25 protein-coding genes and 3 pseudogenes are annotated in these 23,943 nt (G+C 61.4%); 13 read left to right on the forward strand and 15 right to left on the reverse strand.

What is annotated here, in order from left to right; translation table 11 throughout:
• Nucleotides 1-181: 181 nt before the first annotated feature.
• From LU682_RS20040 to LU682_RS20055, 4 genes are all read right to left on the reverse strand, one after another.
• Complete coding sequence (locus LU682_RS20040; RefSeq protein ID WP_010953166.1) at nt 182-1,540, reverse strand: aspartate aminotransferase family protein; 1,359 nt, start codon at nt 1,538-1,540, stop codon at nt 182-184.
• A gap of 69 nt (nt 1,541-1,609) precedes the next feature.
• Nucleotides 1,610-2,383 carry a gamma-glutamyl-gamma-aminobutyrate hydrolase family protein gene (locus LU682_RS20045; RefSeq protein WP_010953165.1) on the reverse strand — a complete coding sequence of 258 codons (774 nt, stop codon included), beginning with the start codon at nt 2,381-2,383 and terminating at the stop codon, nt 1,610-1,612.
• An 84-nt stretch (nt 2,384-2,467) separates the two neighbouring features.
• Entirely contained in the window at nt 2,468-3,814 is a 1,347-nt protein-coding gene (locus LU682_RS20050; RefSeq protein WP_010953164.1) for a glutamine synthetase family protein, read from the reverse strand.
• A gap of 27 nt (nt 3,815-3,841) precedes the next feature.
• Nucleotides 3,842-4,396, reverse strand: coding sequence for a helix-turn-helix domain-containing protein (locus LU682_RS20055; protein WP_010953163.1), 555 nt, complete (start codon nt 4,394-4,396; stop codon nt 3,842-3,844).
• A 213-nt stretch (nt 4,397-4,609) separates the two neighbouring features.
• On the opposite strand from LU682_RS20055, the gene LU682_RS20060 reads away from it, so the two are divergent.
• The 4 genes from LU682_RS20060 to LU682_RS20075 all read left to right on the forward strand — a co-directional run bounded on the left by LU682_RS20060 (nt 4,610) and on the right by LU682_RS20075 (nt 7,757).
• Complete coding sequence (locus LU682_RS20060) at nt 4,610-5,503, forward strand: LysR substrate-binding domain-containing protein (protein WP_049587514.1); 894 nt, start codon at nt 4,610-4,612, stop codon at nt 5,501-5,503.
• Nucleotides 5,504-5,602: 99 nt separating this feature from the next.
• Nucleotides 5,603-6,307 (forward strand): SDR family oxidoreductase, encoded by a 705-nt coding sequence (locus tag LU682_RS20065; protein ID WP_010953161.1) that lies wholly within the window; start codon nt 5,603-5,605, stop codon nt 6,305-6,307.
• A gap of 81 nt (nt 6,308-6,388) precedes the next feature.
• On the forward strand, nt 6,389-6,781 hold the full coding sequence (locus LU682_RS20070; protein WP_010953160.1) for a GFA family protein: 393 nt from the start codon (nt 6,389-6,391) through the stop codon (nt 6,779-6,781).
• Between the two features lie 136 nt (nt 6,782-6,917).
• On the forward strand, nt 6,918-7,757 hold the full coding sequence (locus tag LU682_RS20075) for an AraC family transcriptional regulator (protein ID WP_049587503.1): 840 nt from the start codon (nt 6,918-6,920) through the stop codon (nt 7,755-7,757).
• A gap of 444 nt (nt 7,758-8,201) precedes the next feature.
• Here LU682_RS20075 and LU682_RS20080 read toward each other — a convergent pair whose 3' ends face one another.
• Complete coding sequence (locus LU682_RS20080; RefSeq protein ID WP_082412249.1) at nt 8,202-8,642, reverse strand: hypothetical protein; 441 nt, start codon at nt 8,640-8,642, stop codon at nt 8,202-8,204.
• Nucleotides 8,643-8,827: 185 nt separating this feature from the next.
• Nucleotides 8,828-8,944 (reverse strand): annotated as a pseudogene (locus LU682_RS20085) (IS5/IS1182 family transposase); the annotation flags it as partial.
• Between the two features lie 174 nt (nt 8,945-9,118).
• Between LU682_RS20085 and LU682_RS20090 the strand changes: the two are divergent.
• The gene (locus LU682_RS20090) at nt 9,119-9,736 is read left to right on the forward strand and encodes a LysE family translocator (RefSeq protein ID WP_079732512.1); all 618 of its coding nucleotides are present in this window, start codon (nt 9,119-9,121) and stop codon (nt 9,734-9,736) included.
• Between the two features lie 45 nt (nt 9,737-9,781).
• Here LU682_RS20090 and LU682_RS20095 read toward each other — a convergent pair whose 3' ends face one another.
• The 3 genes and pseudogenes from LU682_RS20095 to LU682_RS20100 form a co-directional block, all read right to left on the reverse strand.
• On the reverse strand, nt 9,782-10,090 hold the full coding sequence (locus LU682_RS20095; protein ID WP_049587501.1) for a chorismate mutase: 309 nt from the start codon (nt 10,088-10,090) through the stop codon (nt 9,782-9,784).
• Between the two features lie 111 nt (nt 10,091-10,201).
• A pseudogene (locus LU682_RS30050) lies at nt 10,202-10,329 on the reverse strand (site-specific integrase); the annotation flags it as partial.
• Nucleotides 10,330-10,342: 13 nt separating this feature from the next.
• Nucleotides 10,343-10,480: pseudogene (locus LU682_RS20100) on the reverse strand (site-specific integrase); the annotation flags it as partial.
• Between the two features lie 97 nt (nt 10,481-10,577).
• On the opposite strand from LU682_RS20100, the gene dusA reads away from it, so the two are divergent.
• From dusA to LU682_RS20115, 3 genes are all read left to right on the forward strand, one after another.
• Nucleotides 10,578-11,588, forward strand: coding sequence for a tRNA dihydrouridine(20/20a) synthase DusA (gene dusA, locus LU682_RS20105; protein WP_010953155.1), 1,011 nt, complete (start codon nt 10,578-10,580; stop codon nt 11,586-11,588).
• Between the two features lie 156 nt (nt 11,589-11,744).
• Nucleotides 11,745-12,671: a transaldolase gene (gene tal, locus LU682_RS20110; RefSeq protein ID WP_010953154.1), complete on the forward strand. Its 927-nt coding sequence runs from the start codon at nt 11,745-11,747 to the stop codon at nt 12,669-12,671.
• 179 nt (nt 12,672-12,850) lie between these two features.
• Complete coding sequence (locus tag LU682_RS20115; protein WP_010953153.1) at nt 12,851-14,701, forward strand: alkaline phosphatase D family protein; 1,851 nt, start codon at nt 12,851-12,853, stop codon at nt 14,699-14,701.
• 148 nt (nt 14,702-14,849) lie between these two features.
• Here LU682_RS20115 and rssC read toward each other — a convergent pair whose 3' ends face one another.
• Entirely contained in the window at nt 14,850-15,332 is a 483-nt protein-coding gene (gene rssC, locus LU682_RS20120) for an anti-sigma factor antagonist RssC (RefSeq protein WP_010953152.1), read from the reverse strand.
• A complete protein-coding gene (gene rssB / locus LU682_RS20125; protein WP_010953151.1) occupies nt 15,329-16,510 on the reverse strand; it encodes a two-component system response regulator RssB in 1,182 nt (393 codons plus the stop codon). The genes rssC and rssB overlap by 4 nt, the downstream gene beginning before the upstream one ends.
• Nucleotides 16,511-16,780: 270 nt before the next feature.
• On the opposite strand from rssB, the gene LU682_RS20130 reads away from it, so the two are divergent.
• A complete protein-coding gene (locus LU682_RS20130) occupies nt 16,781-17,080 on the forward strand; it encodes a PilZ domain-containing protein (protein ID WP_010953150.1) in 300 nt (99 codons plus the stop codon).
• A gap of 34 nt (nt 17,081-17,114) precedes the next feature.
• Here the strand turns inward: LU682_RS20130 and LU682_RS20135 are convergent, their stop codons facing one another.
• Entirely contained in the window at nt 17,115-17,822 is a 708-nt protein-coding gene (locus LU682_RS20135; RefSeq protein ID WP_010953149.1) for an MlaA family lipoprotein, read from the reverse strand.
• Between the two features lie 201 nt (nt 17,823-18,023).
• On the opposite strand from LU682_RS20135, the gene pcrP reads away from it, so the two are divergent.
• Both pcrP and LU682_RS20145 read left to right on the forward strand, forming a co-directional pair.
• The gene (gene pcrP / locus LU682_RS20140; protein WP_010953148.1) at nt 18,024-18,587 is read left to right on the forward strand and encodes an HAD superfamily inactivated hydrolase PcrP; all 564 of its coding nucleotides are present in this window, start codon (nt 18,024-18,026) and stop codon (nt 18,585-18,587) included.
• Nucleotides 18,588-18,709: 122 nt separating this feature from the next.
• Nucleotides 18,710-18,973, forward strand: a complete 264-nt coding sequence (locus LU682_RS20145; protein ID WP_003248815.1) for a DUF4404 family protein — start codon at nt 18,710-18,712, stop codon at nt 18,971-18,973.
• Nucleotides 18,974-19,004: 31 nt separating this feature from the next.
• Here LU682_RS20145 and queF read toward each other — a convergent pair whose 3' ends face one another.
• Both queF and LU682_RS20155 read right to left on the reverse strand, forming a co-directional pair.
• The gene (gene queF, locus LU682_RS20150; protein ID WP_010953147.1) at nt 19,005-19,835 is read right to left on the reverse strand and encodes an NADPH-dependent 7-cyano-7-deazaguanine reductase QueF; all 831 of its coding nucleotides are present in this window, start codon (nt 19,833-19,835) and stop codon (nt 19,005-19,007) included.
• 68 nt (nt 19,836-19,903) lie between these two features.
• The gene (locus LU682_RS20155) at nt 19,904-20,431 is read right to left on the reverse strand and encodes a cupredoxin domain-containing protein (protein WP_232914909.1); all 528 of its coding nucleotides are present in this window, start codon (nt 20,429-20,431) and stop codon (nt 19,904-19,906) included.
• A 200-nt stretch (nt 20,432-20,631) separates the two neighbouring features.
• Here LU682_RS20155 and cinR point away from each other — a divergent pair, with 200 nt between their 5' ends.
• Together cinR and cinS are read left to right on the forward strand one after the other, a co-directional pair.
• The gene (gene cinR / locus LU682_RS20160; RefSeq protein ID WP_010953145.1) at nt 20,632-21,312 is read left to right on the forward strand and encodes a two-component system response regulator CinR; all 681 of its coding nucleotides are present in this window, start codon (nt 20,632-20,634) and stop codon (nt 21,310-21,312) included.
• Nucleotides 21,309-22,661, forward strand: a complete 1,353-nt coding sequence (gene cinS, locus LU682_RS20165; RefSeq protein WP_010953144.1) for a two-component system sensor histidine kinase CinS — start codon at nt 21,309-21,311, stop codon at nt 22,659-22,661. The genes cinR and cinS overlap by 4 nt, the downstream gene beginning before the upstream one ends.
• Before the next feature lie 39 nt (nt 22,662-22,700).
• Here cinS and LU682_RS20170 read toward each other — a convergent pair whose 3' ends face one another.
• Complete coding sequence (locus LU682_RS20170; RefSeq protein WP_010953143.1) at nt 22,701-23,942, reverse strand: lipoprotein-releasing ABC transporter permease subunit; 1,242 nt, start codon at nt 23,940-23,942, stop codon at nt 22,701-22,703.
• Nucleotide 23,943: the final 1 nt, after the last annotated feature.

Below are 23,943 nucleotides of genomic sequence, written 5' to 3' on the forward strand. Positions count from 1 at the left end.
TTGAATCGCGACTTTCAGACGGGAAATGGATGCCCAGAAAAGTACAGGATTCATTTCACAAAGCAAAATGCTTTGCGGAAGGTGCCTGACGTGAAATGTACGATGGCGGCACCGATCGAGCACCGCGCAGGCGGTGCTTGATCTCACAGGTGCTGAGAACAGCTAACCAGGCCCTCTGCTGTTACCGAACAGCCTCATAGGTCAGGTCCAGGCACTTGCGGGCTTTCTCCACCAGTTCGTCGATCTCTTCGATACTGATCACCAGCGGTGGCGCGATGATCATGGTGTCGCCTACAGCGCGCATGATCAGGCCGTTGTCGAAGCAGTGCTGGCGACAGATCATGCCGACACCTTTGCCTTCATGACGGGCACGGGTGGCCTTGTCTTTCACCAACTCGATCGCACCGAGCATGCCCAGGCCGCGCACTTCGCCTACCAGCGGGTGGTCGGCCAGTTCGCGCAGGCGTTGTTGCAGATAAGGCGCGGTTTTATCGTGCACCTGCTGGATGATCTGCTCGTCACGCAGGATCCGCAGGTTCTCCAGGCCCACGGCTGCCGCCACCGGGTGGCCGGAATAGGTGAAGCCGTGGTTGAAGTCGCCGCCTTCGCTGATCACCTTGGCCACCTCGTCACGCACGATCACCCCGCCCATGGGGATGTAACCGGAGGTCAGGCCCTTGGCGATGGTCATCAGGTCAGGCTTGAGGTCGTAATAATCGGTACCGAACCACTCACCGGTACGGCCGAACCCGCAGATCACTTCGTCGGCGACGAAGAGGATGTCGTACCTGGCCAGGATTTCCTTGATCTTCGGCCAATAGGTCTGCGGCGGAATGATCACGCCACCGGCGCCCTGGATCGGCTCGGCGATGAAGGCGGCAACGTTGTCCACGCCGACTTCGAGGATCTTCTTCTCCAGTTGCTCGGCCGCCCACACACCGAAGTCGGCCTCGGTCATGTCGCCGCCTTCGCCAAACCAGTACGGCTGCGGGATGTGCACGACATCCGGGATCACCCCGCCCTGCTGGTGCATGCCACTCATGCCGCCCAAGGCGGCGCCCGCCACGGTAGAGCCGTGGTAGCCGTTGATGCGGCCAATGATGACCTTCTTGTTCTTCTGGCCCTTCAGAGCCCAGTAATGGCGGACCATGCGCAGCACGGTGTCGTTGCCTTCGGAGCCGGAACCGGTGAAGAACACGTGGTTCATGCCTTGCGGGGCCACCTCGGCGATCGCCTTGGCCAGCTCCAGCGCGGGTGGGTGCGCGGTCTGGAAGAACAGGTTGTAGTAAGGCAGCTGCTTCATCTGCTGGCTGGCGACCTCGGCCAGCTCTTCGCGACCATAGCCGACCGCCACGCACCACAGGCCGGCCATGCCATCGAGAATCTTGTTGCCCTCGCTGTCCCACAGGTACACACCCTTGGCCGAGGTGATGATGCGTGGGCCTTTCTCGGCCAGTTGCCTGACATCGCTGAACGGGGCCAGGTGATGGTCGCGGCTCATGGTTTGCCAGGCAAGGGTCTGCGAATTCTGTTCACTCATTGACTTCACTCCATCAAGTTGCGCAGCCGCGCTGCGAGGGTATTTTTTACAGGTGGGAAAGGCCGCTGCTCAGGCAGACAGCAACAGCCTCTGGCGCAATACCGAGCGGTGCCGACAGGCCTTGCCAAAGGACTGGAAGATGGCCAGGTAATGGGGGTTATCCATGACCTGGAACTCGGGGTGCCATTGCACGCCCAGGGCAAAGCCCTTGCTGCTCTCGACCGAAATCGCTTCCACCAGGCCATCGGGTGCCAGCGCCTCCACCCTCAGCCCGGGGGCCAGTACGTCGATGCCTTGGCCGTGGATGGAATTGACGTCGAATATCGCCGGCAAGCCCATGCGGTCGAGCATGCCGCCAGGCTCTACATGCAGGGTGTGGCGCGGCCCGTATTGCTTGTCGAGGGGCTCATCCTTGCCTTCGCGGTGGTCCATGAACACGCCGGTCTCGTGGACCTTCTGGTGCAGGGTGCCACCCAACGCCACGTTCATTTCCTGGAAGCCACGGCAAATGCCGAGTACCGGTACGCCGGCGGCGATGGCGGCGCGCATCAGCGGCAACGTGGTGGCATCGCGCAGTTGGTCGTGATGGGTACCCGCAGCACTGGCCGGGCCGTTGTAATGGTACGGCTCGATGTTGGACGGCGAACCGGTGAAGATCAGCCCATCCACCACGTCGAGAATATCGGCGCTGTCCATCAACTCACCGAGGCTGGGAATGACGATGGGCAGCCCACACGCTGCCTTGGCTGCCGCGCGCGCGTACTTCTCGCTGATGGTCTGGGTTGCATGCAGCTCAATCATGCTGGTGCATGCGGTAATGCCGATCACGGGCACACGTGGCATATCTTCCTCCGGCAAATCCATATTGCGCGTTGTATTGAAACGGTAAAAAGGGAGGGTGCAGCGTCGCTGTTCCAACCTCGGTACCTACAGGAACCAGCGGTATTCGCGGGCATCGATGTGGTGCATGAAGTCCAGTTGCTCCTGGTATTTGTTTTCGCAATAGACCATCACGAACTCGCTGCCCAGGCCTTGGTTGACCACCGGGTGATGACGCATGGCGGCCAAGGCGCTGAGGGCATCCTTGGGGAAGTCGATGCCGCTCTGGCGGTTTTCGTTCAGCGGGGCGATGGGCTCCACGCCGCGATCCAGGCCATGCTCCATCCCGGTCAAAATGGCCGCCAGTACCAGATACGGGTTGGCGTCGGCGCCAGCGAGGCGGTGCTCGATGCGCAGGTTGCGCGGGTCGGACTCGGGGATGCGGATGCACGCGTCACGGTCTTCGAAACCCCAGCTGGCCTTGCTCGCCGCGTTGACCATGGCGCCATAACGTCGGTAGGCATTGTGGTTGGGGGCAAAGATCGGCATGCAGTGCGGCAGCAGTTCCAGGCAGCCTGCCACCGCATGGCGCAGCTTGCGCTGTTCGCTTCCCGCCAGGATGTTATTGCCGGCGGCGTCGTACAGGCTGACGTGCACATGCATGCCGCTGCCTGGCGCGTCCAGGTAGGGTTTGCTCATGAAGCTGGCACGGTAGCCGTGCTTCATCGCGATACCGCGGGTACTGCGGCAGAACAGTGCCGACCAGTCCGCCGCACTGAGGGCATCGTCGCTGTGCGAGAAGTTGATCTCGAACTGGCCTGGGCCCAGCTCTGCGGTGATGACGTTCGCCGGCACGCCCTGCTCGTTGGCGCCATCGACCATCTCGTGCAGGACCGACGAAAAGCGCGACAACCGCTCGATGTGCATGTTCGGCTGATCGTCTTCATCCTCGGTCGCCGTGTCACGTGGATACTGGGGCAGGCCGTTATCAAGCTTGCGGTCGAACAGGTAGAACTCCAGTTCAAACGCCACCACCGGGCGAATGCCACGCTTGGCCAGACGCTGAAGAACACGCGCCAGCACTTCACGAGGCTCGAATTCGATCGGCTTTGCAGTGCCGTCGGACGTGATCAGCATCTGGGCGATCACTTCCTTTTCCCAGCGCACCGGCTTCAGCGTACCCGGCACCAGGCGCCGGGCAGCATCCGGGTCGCCGTCGGCGAAGCAATAGTCACCAATCGGGTAAAGGCCGCCCTGGGTACCCAGCAGCACGCAGTTCTGCGGCAGCTTCAGAGGCGCACCGGCTGCGACTTTTTCCAGCATGTCCATGGGGTAGCGCTTGCCGTAGAAGTGCCCGGGGATGTCCAGCGCAATCAGGTCGACATAGCGAATTGCCGGGTGCTCTGCTCGGAACGAGCGCACTTCAGCCAGCAGATCCGGAAAGATGACACTCATCTTCTTATCCTTGTGAGGTGAACGAATTCAATTGAAGACCCAGAGCACGCGGGTGGTTTTATCCGTCAGGTTGGCGTAACGGAACGGCGCATGGGGTTGCAGCTGGAAGCAGTCGTTGGCTTGCAGGGTCACGGCATCGCCCTGGTCCAGCCACACCGTGAGTTCGCCCTCGAGCACGAAACAGCCCTGCTCGGAACGGTCGCTCAAGTACGCCTCCCCACTGGTTGCGCCCGGCTCGAGAAGGCTGTCGAGCATGGAGAAGGCGCCTGCGATGGTCGGCGAAGCCAGCACGTCGGTGATGCCCGACTCCAGGTACAACGTGCGCCGCTCGTGGGGGCGCGTGACCCAGCCAATGCTGCGGGGCTTGCTCAGGTTGTAGAAGTACGCGGTTGATACGCCGAGCGCTTCGCTGATAGCGGTGAGGTCTGCCACGGTCGGGCGCGAAACGCCGCGTTCGACCTGGGAGAGGAAACCCACCGAACGGTCGATGCGCTCGGCCAGTTCACCCAAGGTCAGGTTCTTGAATTTGCGCAGGTCGTGAATAAGGATCGCGAGGGCTTCAACCTCTTCGTGCATCTTCATCGTTTCGGACTGCCGTGAAATTTTTAGACTTATTTTTCATGAAAATTTACATGAAAAATTTCACGCGTCAAGCCGAACGATGGAAATGTGCAGCCGCCCACAGAGGGCTTGCTGCGCAACGTGGCGGATTGGCTGCGGTGGCGCGGGTTTCTTTACAGGCGCTCGGCGAGTAGCCTCGTGGCTGAATCCTCCAGCCCGACCCTGTCCATCGCCATGCCAAACGGTTTCCCTGATTTGCCCTCGCTCAATGCGCTACGTGTGTTCGAAGTGGTTGCCCGCCACCTCAACTTCCGCCTGGCCGCCGAAGAGCTGGGGGTTACCCAGGCGGCAGTGGCACAACAGATACGCGGGCTGGAAGCGAGCCTGAACCTTCGTTTGTTCGAGCGCCTGCCCCGGGGCCTGGCACTGACCGATGCGGGGCTGGGCTACAGCGGCAGCATTCGCAACGCCTTGGCGATGATCGATGAGGCAACCCGCCTGCTGCGGCCACAGGCGTCTCACCTGACGGTCAGCGTGACACCAACCTTTGCCTCCAAATGGCTCATTCCCCGGTTGGGCAGCTTTGCGCACAGCCATCCGGACATCGATTTACGTGTACTGGCCACAGATCGGCTGTCCCACTTCAATACCGACGGCGTGAATCTCGCAGTCCGCTATGGCAAGCCCGACATCGGCGCGGGCTTGAACAGCGAACTGTTGATGGAACAGCGTATCGTCGCCGTGGCCAGCCCAACGTTGTTCGAAGCCAGCAAAACCCCCACCAGCTTCGAGCAGCTTCAAGCGTTCACCCTGCTCCATGATGCCCATGATTTCTGGCCTCGGTTCCTGGCACAAGTGTTCCCGCAACACGGGCAAGCGACTGCCAGAAACCTGCGGTTCAACCAGACTTCATTGGCCATTGATGCCGCCATCAGTGGTCAGGGTATTGCGTTGGCAAGCCTGGCGTTCGTCAGTGATGACATCGTCGCGGGCAGGCTGACCCAGGTCTTCGCTCAGCAACTCAGGCTCGATAAGTCGTTCTACCTGGTGTGGCCACGAAAGTTGCAGCAGCCGGAGTCGCTAGGCATTGTCCAGCGCTGGTTCAAGCAACAGGCAGGCAATAGTTAATCTACTGCCTTGGTGAAGTTTAGCTGTCTCCCTCGCTGCCACGACTGCTGCTAATTTTAGTGCGCCTAAGCATTCAGCGATTAACGTTCCGGAGGCAGCATGTCAGTAGAAAAGGTTGCGATCATCACAGCAGGTGGCAGTGGTATGGGCGCGGCAGCGGCACGGCGCCTGGCCGCTGACGGGTTCAAGGTCGGCATCCTGTCCTCCTCGGGCAAGGGCGAAGCACTGGCTGCCGAGCTTGGTGGTATTGGCGTAACGGGTAGCAACCAGTCGGTTGAGGACCTGAAACGCCTGGTCGATGCCGTGGTGGAAAAGTGGGGGCGCATCGACGTGCTGCTCAATAGCGCCGGCCATGGTCCGCGCGCGCCAATCCTGGAAATCAGCGACGAGGACTGGCACAAGGGCATGGACACCTATCTGCTCAATGTCATTCGCCCGACTCGCCTGGTGACGCCCTACATGCAGCGCCAGAAAGGGGGCGTGATCATCAACATTTCCACCGCCTGGGCGTTCGAGCCCAGTGAACTGTTCCCGACGTCTGCAGTGTTCCGCTCGGGCCTGGCCGCATTCACCAAAATCTTCGCCGACCAATTCGCCGGGGACAACGTGAGGATCAACAACGTCCTCCCCGGCTGGATCGACAGCCTGCCAGCCACCGAACAGCGCCGCGACAGCGTGCCGCTCAAACGCTATGGCACCTGCGAGGAAATCGCCGCCACCATTGCGTTTCTCGCCAGCGAAGGCGCTGCCTACATCACCGGGCAGAACATCAAGGTCGATGGCGGCTTGACACGCAGCGTTTGATTGCCTGTCGGCCCGCAGGCCAGTCGACTGATCGGGCCAAGGCGATTACGCTGGCGCTTTTCCAACTGCACGGAAGCGCCAATGACAGAGGCATACCAAGGAAGCTGCTTGTGCGCAGCCGTCTCTTACCTGCTACTCACCCCACCCAAGGCAGTGAGCCACTGCCACTGCAGCCAGTGCCGCAAAAGTCACGGCGCCGCATTCGCTTCGTACGGCAGCATTCCGCGCAGCATGCTGCGAATACTGCGCGGCGCTGCCAGCATCAAGGCCTTTTCTTCATCACCGACGGTTACGCGCGAGTTCTGCACGGAGTGCGGCTCGACCTTGTTCTGGTCACGCGCCCAAGGTGAGTTTGCCGACTGGATTTCGATAGCACTGGGAACGCTTGATACTCCTTTTCTGCCCAGGAAGCAGAAACATGTTCACGTCGACGCTGCTGCCCCTTGGTACTCACCCTGTAACCCTGACTCATAACGCTTGGCAGCACATCAAGCCACCCGATAGAGCAATCACGGCTAGGCACCCCGGTGCCTGAACAACGGATGCTAGCGCTTACCGCACCTTCCAGAGATTCCGTTCGTTGACTGACTCACAGCACAACCCTAGCTACATGAAACGGTTCGAAACCGTGCTTGCCTACATCGACAGCCACCTCGAAGGTGACCTGTCGGTGAATGCCTTGAGCCGCATCGCCAACTTCTCGGCATTTCACTTCCATCGGCAGTTCACGGCCTACATGGGCGTTCCGGTTTCACGGTATGTGCAACTGATGAGGCTTCGACGCGCAGCGCATCAACTGGTCGCCTCGCCCGCGATGCCCATACTGGAGGCCGCATTCGGCGCCGGTTTCGAAAGCCCCGAAGCCTTTGCCAGAGCGTTCAAGCGCGCCTTCGGCATGGCGCCGAGCGTGTTCGCCAAGGCGCCGAACTGGCAGGCCTGGAGTGCGGTATTCAATGTTCCTCAGCGATCCAGGAGTATCACCATGCAGATCCGTATCGTGAATTTCGCCGAAACCCACGTGGCCGCGCTCGAACACCAAGGGCCGCCCGGCCTGGTCAGCGAAAGCGTCGCGCGTTTTCGCCAATGGCGCATGCACAGCGGCCAGTCGCCTGTGGCCAGCAGCCGTACCTTCGGTATCCCCTACGACAACCCCGACACCACCCCGGCCCACGCCTTTCGCTTTGCCGTGTGCGGCGAGATAGACGAGGCAGTGCAGCCCAACGATTTCGGCGTGCATGAACGGGTTATACCGGCGGGGCGCTGTGCCGTGATTCGACATACCGGCTCGCCTGACTACATTGGCGAAACTATCTACCCGCTCTATCGTGACTGGCTGCCATCGAGCAACGAAGAACTGCGTGATCATCCGTTGTTCTTTCATTACCTGAGCGTCTATCCGGAAACACCACTGGAGCAATGGCAAACGGACATCTACGTGCCGCTGAAGTAGGCTGGGCCATGGGTAGCGGGCGTAGCCAACTTTGCCGGCCCAGGCGCATGGCCAGGCAACCGGGCCGGGGATCAGATACGTACCCTGGATGCCTCGCCATGCGCTTGCATAGGAGACGGCCAGCGTTGGTTGATGAGCAGGCCCATCGTAGTTGCATAAATGGATCCGCTGGCGATCAATTGCCCACTCTGTGTGGCTGATCGTGCCGTCTACCTTCTTGCGAAACACCGCTTGGACCAACGTACCTTGGCCATGCCGGAGGTAACTGTGGTTACCGAGATCGATCCCGCCACGTGCTGACTCGCTCGTGATGATGGTCTCCAAAACAAAACACCCTGCGAAAGCTCAGCGCTCGCAGGGTGTGGGGGGTAACCCGTTCAATTAGCACGGCCTACGCGGAGCTCTCGTGCACGCTACAGCCGGTACTGCATGGATGCGGTCAAATCATCGATCATTTTTTGAAGAAGACCCGACAGCGTTGCTGAGGCCTTTCGAATTATGATCGCCTGGCGTCGTTCCAGAGATGGCCGTGGACTTGGCCAAACCGCGAGTGTCCTTGGAGTGAGCGACACCCGAGGTGGTGGTGCCATGACCGTTGTCGCTGTTGCGCGAGCTTCCGTAATGATTGCCGCTTACCCCATGATCGCGTGTCGCCTTTCCAGCGTGATCACTTCCAAGGCCCTTCCCGCTTCCACTATGCCCTCCCATGCCACCGCCATGTCCGGCACCGTTTCCACCGCCATGACCACCGCCACCGCCACCACCACCACCACCACCACCACCCTTGGCATAGGCGGAACTGATCGGGGAGATATCGGCGGGCAAGAATGCCGTCATCCCGAGTGCCAATGCACAAGCAAAGACAGCAACCAAAGGTTTTTTCATTTTTTGTTCGGCTCCGGAGGCGCGAGTGGGTAGCTAAAGTGCGGGTTGGACCTGACACAGACACCAAAGTTCTCGCATTCCGACAGACTGCCATGGAAACGCTGATCACGTTTTCCCGAGCGCGTAATGAGCAACATCTCGACCGCGCCAGCCCATTTTTCGGCCGATAGCGCAGCGTTCAACAACTACCGGGGTCCCATCCACAGGTTCGACAGCGCAAACAACGTGGTCCGTTGTGCAGTGTTCTTGGCCAAGCCACGAAAGCGAGCCTTCACATAACCGAACTGGCGCTTGAGCGGACGACTGTGTCAGCACAGGTAGTCTGGCCCGTCCTGAAGTGTTCGGAGAAACCTCGGCCAACCAAGCAGGGCCGAGCCCGCCAGTGCTAACAGCCCTTGAGGTTCCGCCTTGCTATTGGCGTACCCCACCGTCAGGATGGATGCTTCATCAGGCTTAAGGAGAGAGCCGTGTTTCCCATGAACGTGTGGTTCGCCTATACCGCCGCCTGCGTGCTGTTGGTGCTGGCACCGGGCCCTGACAACGTGTTGGCCATTGGCCGCGGTCTCAGCCAGGGTAAAGTCGCAGCGGCTGTATCCGGCATGGCGTCAGGCGCAGGCATTCTGTTTCACGTTGCAGCCGCTTCGTTAGGCTTGACCCTACTGATGCAAACCTCGGTGCTCGCATTTTGGGTGATCAAGCTCATGGGTGCCGGCTATCTGCTCTGGCTAGGGATCAAGGTGCTGCGCGCTCGTAACCTCATAAGCTTTCAGCCGGCCTCCAGGCAATCGCTGCCCAGCATTTTTCTGACCGGTCTGCTTTCGGCTGCGCTCAACCCCAAGCCCGGTTTGTTCGTGCTGGCGTTCATTCCCCAGTTCGTCGACCCCGCACGCGGGTCGGTCAGCGTGCAGATGTTGGTTTACGGCGTGTGGTTCGCTGTACTCACGGCATTGGGGTTTGCCTTGATGGGCATTTTCGCCACGGGACTGTCTCGCTACCTGTACCGGCGGCCACGGCTGGTGAATGGGCTGAACGTGGGCGCAGGCCTCACCTTCGTTGCCTCTGGCGTCTCGATTGCGACGTTGAGCCAGAGATAGCAAGCAGGAGAAAGCGGCGGGGCTGTGTATGAGCCCCGCGTTTCATCACGATGCTGAAGCCTCATCGGCCAGCTTCGCATGGGTGTTGAGCTCCTCGGCGATGAAGGCCGAAATCATGGCCCGATAGACCTGTTCCACCACCTCAGCCGAGGCACCGGTTTCGTCAGCCATCTCACGAGCCTTCTTGATCACTTGCTCGACCCGAGCAGGCGCACGCACATCATCGGTGGTTTTCTTGAAGCCCGCTGCTTGCGTCACGAGCCTTCCACGTTTGGCGAGAAGCGAAACGAGGCTGCGGTCGATTTCATCGATCCGTTGACGGACTTCGTCCAGAGAGGTGCAAGGTACATCCATTTGCATGACTTCCTTTTCATGAGCCTGCGATTGATTGGAGCAGGCTGTCGTGGGTGATCGGGGCGTGCAGTGTAGCTTCTGTGCCAGGTCCGCTTCACGCTCTACCGAGGGGGTATAACGCCGCAGCGAGTGCCCGTCACGATGACCTGAAACCCTTGATACACGCAGGATACCCAGTCCATTTCGAATAACCTGCTCACACCTTCGTGGCGCAGATCGCGAAAATGCAGATCCGCCACGCCAACCATCTGTCGCCCAGGCTTGGGCCGCCTGCTGGCGGGCGAATGTCTGGGACCTTTGGTAGACTAGGACACCCTTTTTCTTGAGGCGGATCTGGACGGTATAGCTAACCGTCGAATCGGCCTTTTTCCTTGCTCTGATCGTTGCCATGATCTCCGGTGGTACGAGCGTGAATGGCGGTGATACATCTCACCACCGTCTAACCCAGCACGCCCATCGAAAATGGTACATAAATGCGTAGACCAGAATGTCCCTAGAAACCGCTTCAACGCCACATACCACGCGCCCTGAGCCCTCACGCCGCTTCAGCGTTGCACCGATGATGGACTGGACCGACAGACATTGCCGGTTCTTCCTGCGCCTGCTCTCCCGGCAAACCCTGCTCTACACCGAAATGGTCACCACCGGCGCCCTGCTGCACAACGACGCTCACCGTTTCCTGCGCCACGATGCTTCTGAGCACCCGCTGGCCCTGCAACTGGGTGGCAGTGTGCCGGCCGACCTGGCCGCTTGTGCGCGCCTGGCTGAAGAAGCGGGCTACGATGAGGTCAACCTCAACGTTGGCTGCCCGAGCGACCGGGTGCAGAACAACATGATCGGCGCATGCCTGATGGCTCACCCGGCGCTGGTGGCCGACTGCGTGAAGGCCATGCGAGATGCCGTATCGACGCCTGTCACGGTGAAGCACCGCATTGGTATCAACGGCCGTGACAGCTACGCCGAACTGAGTGACTTCGTCGGCCAGGTGCGTGAGGCCGGCTGCCGGAGTTTTACCGTGCATGCACGCATCGCGATTCTGGAAGGGCTGTCGCCGAAAGAGAACCGCGAGATTCCGCCGCTGCGCTATGACATCGCAGCGCAGTTGAAGAGGGACTTCCCGGACCTGGAGATCGTGCTCAACGGCGGGATCAAGACCCTGGACGAATGCCAGGCACACCTTGAAACCTTCGATGGCGTGATGCTGGGGCGCGAGGCGTATCACAACCCTTATCTGCTGGCCGAGGTGGACCAGCAACTGTTTGGCAGCGATGCGCCGGTGGTCAGCCGTAGCGAGGCATTGGCGCAACTGCGGCCTTACATCGTGGCGCATATGGAAAGTGGCGGTGCGATGCACCACGTTACCCGGCATATTCTGGGGCTGGCCCAAGGATTCAAAGGGGCGCGGCGCTTCCGCCAGTTGCTGTCGGCAGACATTCACAAGGCGGCTGAACCCTTGGCGGTGTTTGACCAGGCCGTGGAGTTGTTGCAGGGGCGGTGACCTCAGAGGGAGGGAACCTCGGGCTTGCTTGCGACTCGAATCTTCACCTTTCGTACAGCCCTGTGCGGGCCAGCGGGTCCGCAGGGTTTCGGCGGCCCTTGAGCGGCTGCCGGGGCTCGGGTAATGTCGAGTAAATGCACAGGACAGAGCACGCCCATGACCTCCAAGCTGGAACAACTCAAGCAGTTCACCACCGTGGTCGCCGACACCGGGGACCTGGACGCCATCACCCGCCTGAAGCCGGTCGATGCCACCACCAACCCGTCGCTGCTGCTCAAGGCTGCTGCCATCCCGGGCTACGCCGACCTGCTTAAACAGGTGAAGGCCGACGCCAAGGGTAATGTCGACCTGGCCTGCGACAAGTTTGCAGTGGCGGTAGGCTCGGGCATTCTCAAGGTCATCCCGGGGCGTATCTCCACCGAGGTGGATGCACGCCTGTCGTTCGATGAGCCAGCCCTGCTGAACAAGGCTCGTCAGCTGATCGCCCTGTACGAGGCGGCCGGAGTGGCAAAAGAGCGTGTACTGATCAAGCTGGCCTCCACCTGGGAAGGCATTCGCGCCGCCGAGCAGCTGGAGAAGGAAGGTATCCAGACCAACCTGACCCTGCTGTTCTCCTTCGCCCAGGCCCAGGCTTGTGCCGATGCCGGGGTGTTTTTGATTTCGCCGTTCGTGGGCCGTATCTACGACTGGTACAAGAAGAGCACCGGCCAGGAATACGTGGGCGCCGAGGACCCAGGCGTGCAGTCGGTCACCCGCATCTACAACTACTACAAGGCCAATGGTTACAACACCGTGGTCATGGGCGCCAGCTTCCGCAATATCGGCCAGATCGAACAACTGGCCGGCTGTGACCGCCTGACCATCAGCCCCGAACTGCTGCAGCAGTTGAGTGATGACCAGGGTGAATTGCCGCAGGTGCTGAAACCGGGCAACGCCGGTGAAGCCAAGCAGCACCTGAACGAAAGCCAGTTCCGCTGGGCGATGAACGAAGACGCCATGGGCACCGAGAAACTGGCCGAAGGTATCCGTCAGTTTGCACGGGACCAGGAAAAGCTTGAGAAGTTGATAGCTGAAAAGGCCTGATACAGTTCGTGTTTGCCTGACGGGCGGGAAGTGTTCAGTATTTTCCGCCCGTTTTGTTTGCCACGCCTTAGTTGTGTATTGAATTCTCGGGCCTGTTCGCGGGCAAGCCCGCTCCTACACTGATCGATGTAAGGGCGGGCTTGCCCGCGAACAGGCCGCCATAGCCACCCGAGCTGTCGATGACCTCCCCTAACCCGTTGCCCCTCGTTCTCGCCGGCCCGGTACTGCGCCGCCTGGAACCCCAGCGTCTGGCCGTCTGGCTCGTCACTACCCAACCGCTGCAGCCCGCGTTCGCCTGCCTGGCAAGCGAGGCCCAAGTCGATTGCCAAGTGGTGCCGATTGGCCGGCATGCCTACGTTCACCTGCTGGACATCCAATTCGCCAGCCCCCTGCCCTGCAACCAGCTGCTCGACTACGACCTACTGATCAACGGCCAGGGTATCGCCGACTGGGCCCCACACCTGCTCTACCCCGGCAACCCACGCCCGAGCCTGGTGCTGCGTGAGCGCCTCGACCATTTGCTGCACGGTTCCTGCCGCAAGCCGCACCACCCTGCTGCCGACGGCCTGCTGTGCGCCGACCGGCTGCTGCAGGGGTGCAAGAAGCCCGAAGACCGCCCCGCCGTGCTAGTGATGACGGGCGACCAGGTTTACGCCGACGATGTCGCCGGCCCCATGCTGCGCGCCATCCATAGCCTGATCTCGCGCCTGGGCTTGTTCGACGAGCAACTGGAAGGTGCGGTGGTAGCCGACAGCCAGGCGCTGTACCAGCACCCGGCCAGCTACTACCACCGCGCCGACCTGCTGCCGGCGCTGGAACGCAACGACACCCTGCGCGAGCGTTTTTTCGGCGGCAAGCGCAAGCCGATCTTCTCGTCCAGCAACGCCGACAACCACCTGGTGACCTTCGCCGAAGTCATGGCCATGTACCTGTTGGTGTGGTCGCCGGTGCCCTGGCAGCTGGTGGACCTGGGAATCCCCAGCGGGCTCAGCGACGAGCATCAAGCCCGATACCAGCAAGAGCTGCCGCTGATCCAGGGGTTTGCCGACAATCTCGGTCAGGTGGCGCGGGTGATGGCCCACCTGCCCTGCCTGATGATCTTCGATGACCACGACATCACGGACGACTGGAACCTCTCGGCGCAGTGGGAGGAAACGGCCTACGGCCACCCATTCTCGCGAAGGATCATCGGCAACGCCTTGCTCGGCTACCTGCTCTGCCAGGCCTGGGGCAACAGCCCGGACGACTGCAATCCGCTGATCAAGCAGTGCCAGGTGCTGACCCGCCAGAACCAGGATGAGCTGATCGGCGAACTGTTGCGCTTCCAGGGCTGGCAGTTCAGCCTGCCTACAGAACCACCGCTGCTGGTATTGGACACCCGCACCCGCCGCTGGCGCAGCGAAAGCAACCTGGCCAAGCCGTCCGGCCTGCTGGACTGGGAAGCGCTGAGTGAATTGCAGCAAGCACTGCTCGATCATCCTTCGGCGGTCATCGTGTCACCTGCGCCGATTTTCGGGGTGAAGCTAATCGAGACAGTGCAGAAGGTGTTCAGCTGGCTGGGCTACCCGCTGCTGGTGGATGCCGAGAACTGGATGGCCCACCGCGGTGCAGCGCAGGTCATCCTCAATATCTTCCGCCACTCGCGCACGCCGGGGCACTACGTGGTGCTGTCGGGGGATGTGCATTATTCATTCGTGTATGAGGTGCTGATTCGCCACCGCCAACGCAGCCCGCACTTGTGGCAGGTGACCAGCAGCGGAATCAAGAACGAGTTCCCCCGGCGCTTGCTGGATGTGCTCGACCGGCTCAACCGCTGGTTGTATGCACCGCGCTCGCCGCTCAACTGGTTTACCAAGCGCCGAGAAATGGAGGTGGTGCCGCGTACGCCCAGCCACAGCAAGGCCGGGGAACGGCTGTGGAATGGTGCCGGGCTGGGACAGGTGTTTTTTGATGAACAGGGGCGGCCGGCGCGGGTGTACCAGCTGGATGCTGGCGGGGGTGAGGCTACAGAGTTTAAAAACCGGGCGTAGTGAGATTCAGAGTTTTTACAGCCTGTGCCGGCCTCTTCGCGGGTAAACCCGCTCCTACACCTGATTGGGGGTGGACACACATTGGTGTTTGGGCGCAGGCCGTCGTAGGAGCGGGTTTACCCGCGAAGAGGCCGGCACAGGCTATAGATCAGCTCCGCTCCAGCGCATTGACCAGATCATGGAAGGCTTCGCGGTTGGAGTCATTCAGGCCCATGAGGATCTTGTGCGCCTCCAGCACCTTGGAGCGCACCACATCTTCATTCTGGTCCTGCGACGGCAAGTCGGTCAGGCAATCGGTGCAGGGTATCGGTCGATCGACGATGTTGAACACCTGATCGAAGCCCATCGACTGCAATAACCGTGAAATGTCCGGATTGGTAGTCACCACCGTCGGCAGCAGGCCCACCTTCTGTCGCGACAGGATCGACAGCTTCGCCAGCAGGCCCAGCGTGGTGCTGTCGATACTCTCGGTTTCAGTCAGGTCGATGACAATCGCCGAGAAGTTCAGCGCAGTGAAAATCTTCTCGATCGTCGCATCCAGCGCCGAACACAGGGTCAGGCGCACTTCACCAACGAATTTCAGTACGAAGGTACCGCTCTGCTCGGCGAACTGAATTCTACCGGTACTCATTGAAGGTTCCTGCTCAACACCAATAGGGCGATATCATCCGGCATCTCCCCAAGCGTAGCCAATCCAAATCGTTGACGCAGCCCATCCAGACTGCCACCTGCTGCCTTGACGATCTCCGGCAAGGCGGCTTCTTTATCTTTGAGCGTATCACCCGGCAAAAGGTCCAGAATGCCATCGGACATCAGGCTGAGGCTGAACTGCGGGGGTAGCTCCACCACCAGGTCCTGGTAGGTGGCCTCATCGAACAACCCCACCGGCAGGCCGCGGCCTTCCAGGTAGCGGCAATGCTCGGGGGTGTACAGTACCGGCAACGGCAAATGGCCGCCGACAGCGTAGGTCAGCAGGCCGGACTCTTCGTCGATTACCCCGCCGACCATGGTGACGTGCTTGCCCAGCTTGCTGTTGATCAGGCCGCGGTTGATGTGGCTGAGCACTTCAGACGGCTTGAACTCACGCATTCTGCTGCGCTTGAGCTCGAACATGAGGCGCGTGGTCATGAATTTCAACAGCACGGTGACAAAGGCCGATGACGCCCCATGCCCGGATACATCGGCGAGGTAGAAAGCAATGCGCCGCTCGTCCACGCGGAAATAATCGACAAAATCACCCGAAAGGTACAACGACGGGATGATCTGGTGCTCGAAGGCGAACTCGCCGGCCACCCAGGGGCTTTCCGGCAACATGTTCATCTGCACCTGGCGACCGGCGGTCTGGTCCTCCTGCAACAGGTGCAGGCTGGCCTCCAGTTCGCGGTTGGCGGCTTCGAGCTTGTCGCGGTAGCGCTGGTTTTCCAGCACAAGGCGCGAGCGGTCGAGGGCGCGGCGCACCGAATGCTCGAGTACGGCCAGGTCTTCCAGCGGCTTGATGAGGTAGTCGGCGGCGCCCAGGCGCAACGCTTCCACCGCATCACTCATGACGCCGGCACCGGACACCACGATCACCGGCAACTGCGGCGCACGCTCGCTGACCTGACGGATCAGTTCGAGGCCGCCCATCTGCGGCATGCGCAGATCGCAGATCACGAGGTCGGGCTGGTGTTCTTCGAAGACCTGAAGCCCCTGCTGGCCATTACCGGCCTGGAGGACGCTGAAACCACTGTCTTCAAGATAGGCGGCGAGGCTGGCACGGACCACGTCGTCGTCATCGATGATCAGCAGCGTTGCACTGGTTTTCTGCATGTGGGCGAACGGCGCCGATTTAGGTTGGTGCAGCGGTGTCGGCAAGGCAGACGGCCAGCTACGGGAATTCTTTATGGTCACACTCTACTTGAGTTGTAGGACAAGAACACCTGCCCGGCAACTGTCAGAGGTACCTTGTAAGGCGCAGACGGTACTCCCATCCGGCAGGGGTTTCAAGCATGCTGGGGTCGACCTCGCCGCTCTTTACAGGGCAAATCACCGGGAGTTATAAGAAAGTCGACCAGCGCAACCCGACGGGAAGGATGCAGCATGCCCCACACGCCCTCCAGCCATAGCGAGAAACGCGACTTCATTCGCATGCGCATCGACACCGAGGTCAGCCTTTTGCACGAAGGCCAGGTGATTGCGGCGGTGTGCCTGGACCTGTCCAGCGGTGGCATGCAAGTGCAGGCGCCACAGCGCTTTCTGGTGGGTGATCAGATCGAGGTACGGATCGACTCCGTCCATCCGGCGCTGAAGGGGCTGCATGCCAGCACCGAAGTGGTATGGATTGCCGACCAGCCGGGCGGGCAGCAGAAGTTCGGGCTGCGGATTCTGGCCATGCATTGAACCCGAGGCCGCTTTGCGGCCCCAGGTTCACAGATCAGAAGTCGTCTTCGACCTCGCCATCCTTCACCTTGAACTCGCGGTTTTGCAGGTAGGCATTGCGAATGAAGATGTACTTGTCACCCTGAATCAGCTTTTCGGCCGAGAGCAGGCTGGCGCGGGTGTCGATCAGGTCCAGCGCGAAGATCGAATTGCGCGTAGGCACGTGGTCGATGTAGCGATAGGGTTTGGTGTAGGTGTCCGGGTACTTGGCCACACCATCACGCACAGTGCTTGGGCCCAGCAGCGGGATGACCACATACGGCCCGCTCGGCACACCCCAGTAGCCCAAGGTCTGGCCAAAGTCCTCGTCGTTGCGCTGCAGGCCCATCTTGGTACCCACATCGAAGAAGCCACCCAGGCCGAAGGTGGTGTTGACGATCAACCGCGCCGTATCCACGCCCGCCGCATGCGGCTTGAGCTGCAACACGTTGTTGGCCAGGTTGGTCACGTCCCCCAGGTTGCGAAAGATGTTGTGGATGCCATCTTCGAGGAACTGTGGAGTGACCGCCTGGTAGCCCTTGGCCAATGGTTTGAGGGCATAGGTGTCGAGGGTGTCGTTGAAGCGGAAGATCGGGCGGTTGACCGCTTCCCAGGGATCTTCCTCGGTGGCGGCCTGGGTGGCTGCCGCGGGCGCCAGCAGCAAGCTGGCGCAGACACAGGCCTGGGTGACTCGTTCGATCACACTGGCACCGATCCTACGCATAGATGTTTCTCCATCGAATTTCTTGGCCGCAAGCGCAACACATCGCGCTGCTATCAAGGCGGCAGTATAGAGACTTGCGGGCTGATAAACAGCCTTACACATTTTTGCTCAATATTTTGTGAACAACTGTTGCGCAGCGGGCGATGTCACAGGACGGTAACAATCAACGCATAGCCTTCGAACCATTTGGGGGAAGTTGCCATGGACACTGCGCCCGCCTTCACTGCTGTACTGTTCGGTTTGCGCGGCTGCCTGGTGCAGGCTACCCATGGCGCACCATCACCCGCCCCCGGCGCCCTGGGCACCCTTGCCAGCCTGCGTCAGCGCCAAGTGCCGTGCATTTGGTTGGATGACCTCAATACCGCGCAAAGCGAACGCCTGGCCCATGTGCTGCCCGACTGGCTGCCAGGGCATGCGGTCAATGGCGTGCGCTGGCCGGCGCCGAACGCTTGCTGGCAGGCACTGATGGCGCTGGACAGCGAGCGCCTGGATGGCTGCGTATTGGTCAGCGGCGACCCGCGCCTGCTGCAGTCTGGCCTTAACGCCGGCTTGTGGACGGTAGGCCTGGCCGCCTGCAGCCCGTTATGCGACCGCACTTCTGCGCAATGGCAAGCCATGAGCCCGCAAGAGCAGGATCTGGCGCGCAGCAAGGCGACGCTGGCGCTGTTCAGCCTGGGCGTGCACTCGGTGATCGACCATCTGGAAGCGCTGGACACCTGCCTGGTGGACATCGCCCAGCGCCGGCGCAAGGGTGAAAAACCCTGATACAGCCGTCTTGACGCGGATCATGCAAATCGCCAGCAGGTAGATTACCCTGAAGACAGGCCAGAACCTTTGCCACGTCGCAGAGGTCCATGGCTTGCCAAGCCATTGATGGAGAATAGCCAATGCCTGCCCGCGAATTGCAAGAGCGCCTGAACAGCTTGCGCGAGCAACTGGACCGCAACGTACCGCTTTCGGAAGAAGAGCTGGCCGCCCTGCACGAAGAGGCGCGCCAGATCGAGGCGCAACTGAAACTTGAGGAAGCCACGCCAGACAACAACCTGGTGGACGGCGTGAACCTGGCAATCGAGCGCTTCGAGGCCGACCACCCCGACCTCACTGCCACCCTGCGCAGCATTGCCAACTCGCTGCACAGCATGGGGATCTGAAATAGCGGGGGCCGCAAAGCGGCCCCCTGTATTACTGCCGGACCAGCCGTTTGTTATCCGGGCTGATCGGCCCGGTGCTGCGATACGGGTTGATGTCCAGCCCACCGCGGCGCACATAGCGCGCATAGACCGTCAGGTGCTCCGGCTGCAGCAGATTCTTCAAGTCCAGGTAAATCCGCTCCACACACTGCTCATGGAAGTCGGCATGCTGGCGGAAGCTGATCAGATAGGTCAGCAGGCTGGCATGGTCCAGCGCCCTGCCCTTGTACTGGACCACCACGCTGCCCCAATCCGGCTGGCCGGTGACCGGGCAGTTGGACTTCAGCAGATGGCTGTGCAGGGTTTCTTCCACCACCCGCTCCGGGTTGCAGCGCAACAGCTCTGGTTGCGGCTGCTCGTAGTTGCTGATGGCCACGTCCAGTGCATCGATGCACTGCCCCGGTAAAGCCACCACACCCTGGGCTTCAACCTCGGCCAAAGTGCGCACCTTCACCCCCACCGGCTTGCCGGCAGCGGCGGACAGGTCTTTTTCCAGGCATACCTGCAACGCGCCCAGCGAGGTGAACACCGTCTGGTTCAGCGAGTTGAGGTACAGCTTGAATGACTTGGACTCGATGATGTTTGGCGAATCAGCCGGGATGGCGAACTCGCCGATCGCTACCACCGGCTTGCCCGAAGGCAGCAGCCAGCTCAGCTCGAAGCAGTTCCAGTAATCCACCCCCTGCCAGGGCAAGGTCTGTGCAGTGACGCCCAGCTCGGCCCACTTGGCAGTGCGCGGGATCGGAAACAGCTGCTCCGGGGAGTAGGTGGCGATGTATTCGCTGGACTTGCCCAGCGGGGAATGTTCGGCAGCGGGATGCATGGAAACTGACCTAGAGGTTCGAAAATGCCCCTAGTCTACCGGTTTTGCACCCCGCCTTGCAGAGCCAGTCACTCAATGGTCAATGCCCCGACCATACCCGCCTGGTAATGCCCCGGCACGTTGCATGCAAACTCGATGGGCGCCGATTGGCGGAAGGTCCAGGTCAGTTCGGCGCGCTGGCCGGGCATGACCATCACAGTGTTGCCACCCCCGTGACCATGGCCGTCACCATGGTCCATCATTTGGCCGTGGTTCATCATCTTGCCGTGATCCATACCTTCGTGGTTCATCGCCTCGGTGAACATCTTGCCTTGCATGGCGACCATTTCCTTCTGGTGTTCGGCATGCATGGCCTTGTCGCCCAGGTTGAATTCGTGCGGCAGCTTGTCCTCGTTGACCAGCAAGAAGCGCACCGTCTCGCCGGCTTTTACCTGCAGGCTTTTTGGCTCGAAGGCGATGTCCTTGAGCACCACGTTGACCGTACGGGTGGCCTTGGCCGCCGGGGCAGGCTCGCCAAAGGCGAAGCTCTGCGCCTGGCCAGCGAAAGCCGGCAGGCTGCCCAGGGCAAGGGTGGCGGTAATGAACAGGTGTTTCATGATGACTCCGGGAATACACAGCAGGATGAGGCCACATTAGCCGGGGGCGACTGGCAGCTACCTGACAGGCACATTACAACTTTGTCAGCTTGGGCGAGCGGGCACATCGTCACGTATCATTTCAGCCATCCCATTGCCCCTGTGCTAGCGGTAAGGCGGCGCCATAGGCTACGCACAATCTTTCAGAATATGGACAGCGCATGAAACTGCTGATCGTCGAAGACCAGGCCCGCACCGGCCAGTACCTGAGCCAAGGCCTGAGCGAGGCCGGGTTTGCCACCGAATTGGCCACCGATGGCGAGACCGGCCAGTTCCTCGCCCTGACCGGCGACCACGACCTGCTGATCCTCGACGTGATGCTGCCCGGCCGCGACGGCTGGCAGATCCTTCAGGCCGTGCGCCAGGCTGGCCTGGATACGCCAGTGCTGTTCCTGACCGCCCGCGACGCCGTCGAGGATCGCGTGCATGGCCTGGAACTGGGCGCCGACGACTACCTGGTCAAGCCGTTCGCCTTTTCCGAGCTGCTGGCCCGGGTACGCAGCCTGCTGCGCCGTGGCACCAGCCCGAGCCAGGACACGATCCTGAGCCTGGCTGACCTGCGCCTGGACCTGATCCGCCGCCGCGCCGAGCGTGCCGGGCTGCGCATCGACCTGACCGCCAAGGAGTTCTCACTCCTTGAGCTGCTGCTGCGCCGCCAGGGTGAGGTGCTGCCAAAATCGCTGATCGCCTCGCAGGTGTGGGACATGAACTTCGACAGCGACACCAATGTGATCGAAGTGGCCATCCGCCGCCTGCGCCTGAAAATCGACGACCCGCACCCCAACAAGCTGATCCACACCGTCCGCGGCATGGGTTACGTACTCGAAGAGCGCACCGAGTGATGCGCCGGGTTTCCCTCGGCAGCCGCCTGGCCCTGCTGTTCGCCGCCTGCACCGCCACCGTCTCGCTGGGCGCCGGTCTGCTGTTCAGCCGGGCCAGCGAGCAGCACTTCGTCGAACTCGACCAACAACTGCTGGACTCGCGCCTGTCATTGTTTCGGACGCAACTGGCTGGCGTCAGCACGGCTGATGAGCTCCAGGCCCGCCTGCCGGCCCTGCGCGATGAACTGAGTCACCAGGCCGACCTGGCCCTGCGCATCAGCGCCAGCAATGGCGCCACCTGGTTCGAAAGCCGCAGCGGGCTGCCTCATGCAGCGCAGGCCACCGGGCTGGCCACCCTGCATGCGCCAGGCATCGACTACCGCAGCCTGTCCGTGCCCCTGACACAGGGCGCCATGCAGTCGCCGCGACTGACCCTGTACCTCGACATCACCCACCACCAGCACTTCCTGCAGGGCATGCAACGACTGATCTGGCTGACGGTCGGCCTGTCGGCGCTAATCACCGCACTATTGGGTGCCTGGGCCGCCCGCAGCGGCCTGCGCCCATTGCGGCAGATGGGCCAGGTGGCCGCCAGCGTGTCAGCGCGCTCCCTCACCACCCGTCTGCCGGTGGCGCAGATGCCCGAAGAGTTGGCCGAGCTGGCCAGCAGCATGAACGCGATGCTGCAGCGCCTGGACGATGCCTTCCAGCGCCTGTCAGCGTTTTCGGCCGATATCGCCCACGAGTTACGTACGCCGCTGTCCAACCTGCTGACGCACACCCAGGTCACCCTCACCCGCCCACGCAGCCTCGAAGAATACCGAGAGGCACTGCATGGCAACCTGGAAGAACTGCAATGGATGGCGCAGATGATCAACGACATGCTGTTTCTGGCCAAGGCCGACCACGGCCTGCTGGTACCGGGGGACGCGCCTTTGGCGCTGCATGACGAGGTGGATGCGCTGCTGGAGTACTACGCGCCTCTGGCAGAAGACAGCGACGTGCAGATGCTGCGCGAGGGTGAAGCGGTGCTGCACGGCGACCAGCATATGCTGCGCCGGGCGCTGTCCAACCTGCTGGACAACGCCATGCGTTTTACCCCGGCAGGAGGACAGATCAAGGTAACCCTGGGGCCGGGGCCGACGATCAACGTGGCCAATACCGGGCTGGCTATCGACCCGGCCGCACTACCGCGGCTTTTCGACCGCTTCTACCGGGTGGACCCGGCTCGACGGGAAGGCAGCAGCGAGCATGCGGGGCTGGGCCTGGCGATTACCCGGTCGATCGTGCAGGCCCATGGCGGATGCATACGGGCGGAGTGCGAGGGTGGGTGGACCCGATTCGTGATCGAGTTCACTCAAGACCGGTAATCCTGGGGCGCTTTACGCCCCCAGGATCTCAGGCAGACATCAAACCGCCAGGCCAATCGCCGGCTGCACCTGCGACGCCCGGTAGGCCGGGTAAATGGTCGCCAGGAAACTCATCACCAGGCCGGCGGTGCAGATGATCGCCACATCCCCCCACTGCAACTGCGACGGCAAGCTGCTGACGAAGTACACATCCGACGTAAAGATGTGTTGCCCGCTCACCCGCTCCAGCCAGCCGACGATCTGGCTGACATTGAACGCCGCAATCACGCCCAGTACACCACCAATCAGCGTGCCGACAATGCCGATCAGGCTGCCCTGGACCATGAACGTACCCATGATCTGCGCCGGCGTGGCGCCCAAGGTACGCAGGATGGCAATGTCCGGCCCCTTGTCGTTCACCACCATCACCAGGGTGGCGATGATATTGAACGCCGCTACCGCGATGATCATCATCAGCAACAGGCCGATCATGGTCTTTTCCATCTTCATGGCGCTGAACAGGCTGCCCTGGGTATGCGACCAGTCATCGGCCCGGTAGGCGTCCCCAAGCCCGGCAGCAATCGCCTTGGACACCTGCGGAGCGGCATACAGGTCGTGCAGCTTCAGGCGCACACCTTGCACCTGGCCTGGCGCCCAGCGCTGCATCTCGGCTGCATCAGCAACATGGATATAAGCCTGCGACCCATCCAGCTCGGCGCCAACCTTGAAGATGCCGACCACGGTGAGGCGCTGCATGCGCGGGGTGATACCACCCGGTTCCTTGCTGATTTCCGGCACGATCAAGGTCAGCTTGTCGCCGGTATTCAGGCGGAAGCGGCGTGCGGTCAGCTCGCCGATGACCACGCCGAATTCACCGGGCTGCAAGCCCTGCAGGCGGCCCTGGACGATGTGCTGGCCAACGATGGAAACCTTGCCCTCCTCGGCCGGGTCGATACCACCCACCTGGATCGGCTGCATGGCGCCCTTGTACGACAGCATGCCTTCCATCTCGGTAATCGGCGCCACCGCCATCACCGCCGGATTCTTCATGGCTGCGTCGGCCACCTTGTGCCAGTCGTCCACCGGCTGCACGCCCAGGATGGCGGCATGCGGCACCAGGCCGAGAATGCGCGAGCTCATTTCGCGCTGGAAGCCGTTCATTACCGACAGCACCACGATCATTGCCAGCACGCCCAGCGACAGGCCGATCATCGAAGTCATCGAAATGAACGAGATGAAGTGGTTGCGACGCTTGGCTCGGGTGTAGCGCGCGCCGATAAAGATGGGCAAGGGTCTGAACATG

Origin of the sequence: Pseudomonas alloputida, from assembly GCF_021283545.2 — a bacterium.
Taxonomy (GTDB): Bacteria; Pseudomonadota; Gammaproteobacteria; order Pseudomonadales; family Pseudomonadaceae; genus Aquipseudomonas; species Aquipseudomonas alloputida.

Bases quoted from the DNA above. Each gene is read 5' to 3' on its own strand.
- LU682_RS20080 (WP_082412249.1), bottom strand. From the start codon at position 8,642: ATGAAAAAACCTTTGGTTGCTGTCTTTGCTTGTGCATTGGCACTCGGG.
- queF (WP_010953147.1), bottom strand. From the start codon at position 19,835: ATGCATCCCGCTGCCGAACATTCCCCGCTGGGCAAGTCCAGCGAATAC.
- tal (WP_010953154.1), top strand. From the start codon at position 11,745: ATGACCTCCAAGCTGGAACAACTCAAGCAGTTCACCACCGTGGTCGCC.
- dusA (WP_010953155.1), top strand. From the start codon at position 10,578: ATGTCCCTAGAAACCGCTTCAACGCCACATACCACGCGCCCTGAGCCC.
- rssC (WP_010953152.1), bottom strand. From the start codon at position 15,332: ATGAGTACCGGTAGAATTCAGTTCGCCGAGCAGAGCGGTACCTTCGTA.
- LU682_RS20075 (WP_049587503.1), top strand. From the start codon at position 6,918: ATGAAACGGTTCGAAACCGTGCTTGCCTACATCGACAGCCACCTCGAA.
- LU682_RS20090 (WP_079732512.1), top strand. From the start codon at position 9,119: ATGAACGTGTGGTTCGCCTATACCGCCGCCTGCGTGCTGTTGGTGCTG.
- pcrP (WP_010953148.1), top strand. From the start codon at position 18,024: ATGGACACTGCGCCCGCCTTCACTGCTGTACTGTTCGGTTTGCGCGGC.
- LU682_RS20045 (WP_010953165.1), bottom strand. From the start codon at position 2,383: ATGCCACGTGTGCCCGTGATCGGCATTACCGCATGCACCAGCATGATT.
- LU682_RS20130 (WP_010953150.1), top strand. From the start codon at position 16,781: ATGCCCCACACGCCCTCCAGCCATAGCGAGAAACGCGACTTCATTCGC.
- LU682_RS20155 (WP_232914909.1), bottom strand. From the start codon at position 20,431: ATGAAACACCTGTTCATTACCGCCACCCTTGCCCTGGGCAGCCTGCCG.
- LU682_RS20145 (WP_003248815.1), top strand. From the start codon at position 18,710: ATGCCTGCCCGCGAATTGCAAGAGCGCCTGAACAGCTTGCGCGAGCAA.
- LU682_RS20050 (WP_010953164.1), bottom strand. From the start codon at position 3,814: ATGAGTGTCATCTTTCCGGATCTGCTGGCTGAAGTGCGCTCGTTCCGA.
- rssB (WP_010953151.1), bottom strand. From the start codon at position 16,510: ATGCAGAAAACCAGTGCAACGCTGCTGATCATCGATGACGACGACGTG.
- LU682_RS20055 (WP_010953163.1), bottom strand. From the start codon at position 4,396: ATGAAGATGCACGAAGAGGTTGAAGCCCTCGCGATCCTTATTCACGAC.
- LU682_RS20060 (WP_049587514.1), top strand. From the start codon at position 4,610: ATGCCAAACGGTTTCCCTGATTTGCCCTCGCTCAATGCGCTACGTGTG.
- LU682_RS20040 (WP_010953166.1), bottom strand. From the start codon at position 1,540: ATGAGTGAACAGAATTCGCAGACCCTTGCCTGGCAAACCATGAGCCGC.
- LU682_RS20065 (WP_010953161.1), top strand. From the start codon at position 5,603: ATGTCAGTAGAAAAGGTTGCGATCATCACAGCAGGTGGCAGTGGTATG.
- LU682_RS20095 (WP_049587501.1), bottom strand. From the start codon at position 10,090: ATGGATGTACCTTGCACCTCTCTGGACGAAGTCCGTCAACGGATCGAT.
- LU682_RS20115 (WP_010953153.1), top strand. From the start codon at position 12,851: ATGACCTCCCCTAACCCGTTGCCCCTCGTTCTCGCCGGCCCGGTACTG.
- LU682_RS20070 (WP_010953160.1), top strand. From the start codon at position 6,389: ATGACAGAGGCATACCAAGGAAGCTGCTTGTGCGCAGCCGTCTCTTAC.
- LU682_RS20135 (WP_010953149.1), bottom strand. From the start codon at position 17,822: ATGCGTAGGATCGGTGCCAGTGTGATCGAACGAGTCACCCAGGCCTGT.
- cinR (WP_010953145.1), top strand. From the start codon at position 20,632: ATGAAACTGCTGATCGTCGAAGACCAGGCCCGCACCGGCCAGTACCTG.
- LU682_RS20170 (WP_010953143.1), bottom strand. From the start codon at position 23,942: ATGTTCAGACCCTTGCCCATCTTTATCGGCGCGCGCTACACCCGAGCC.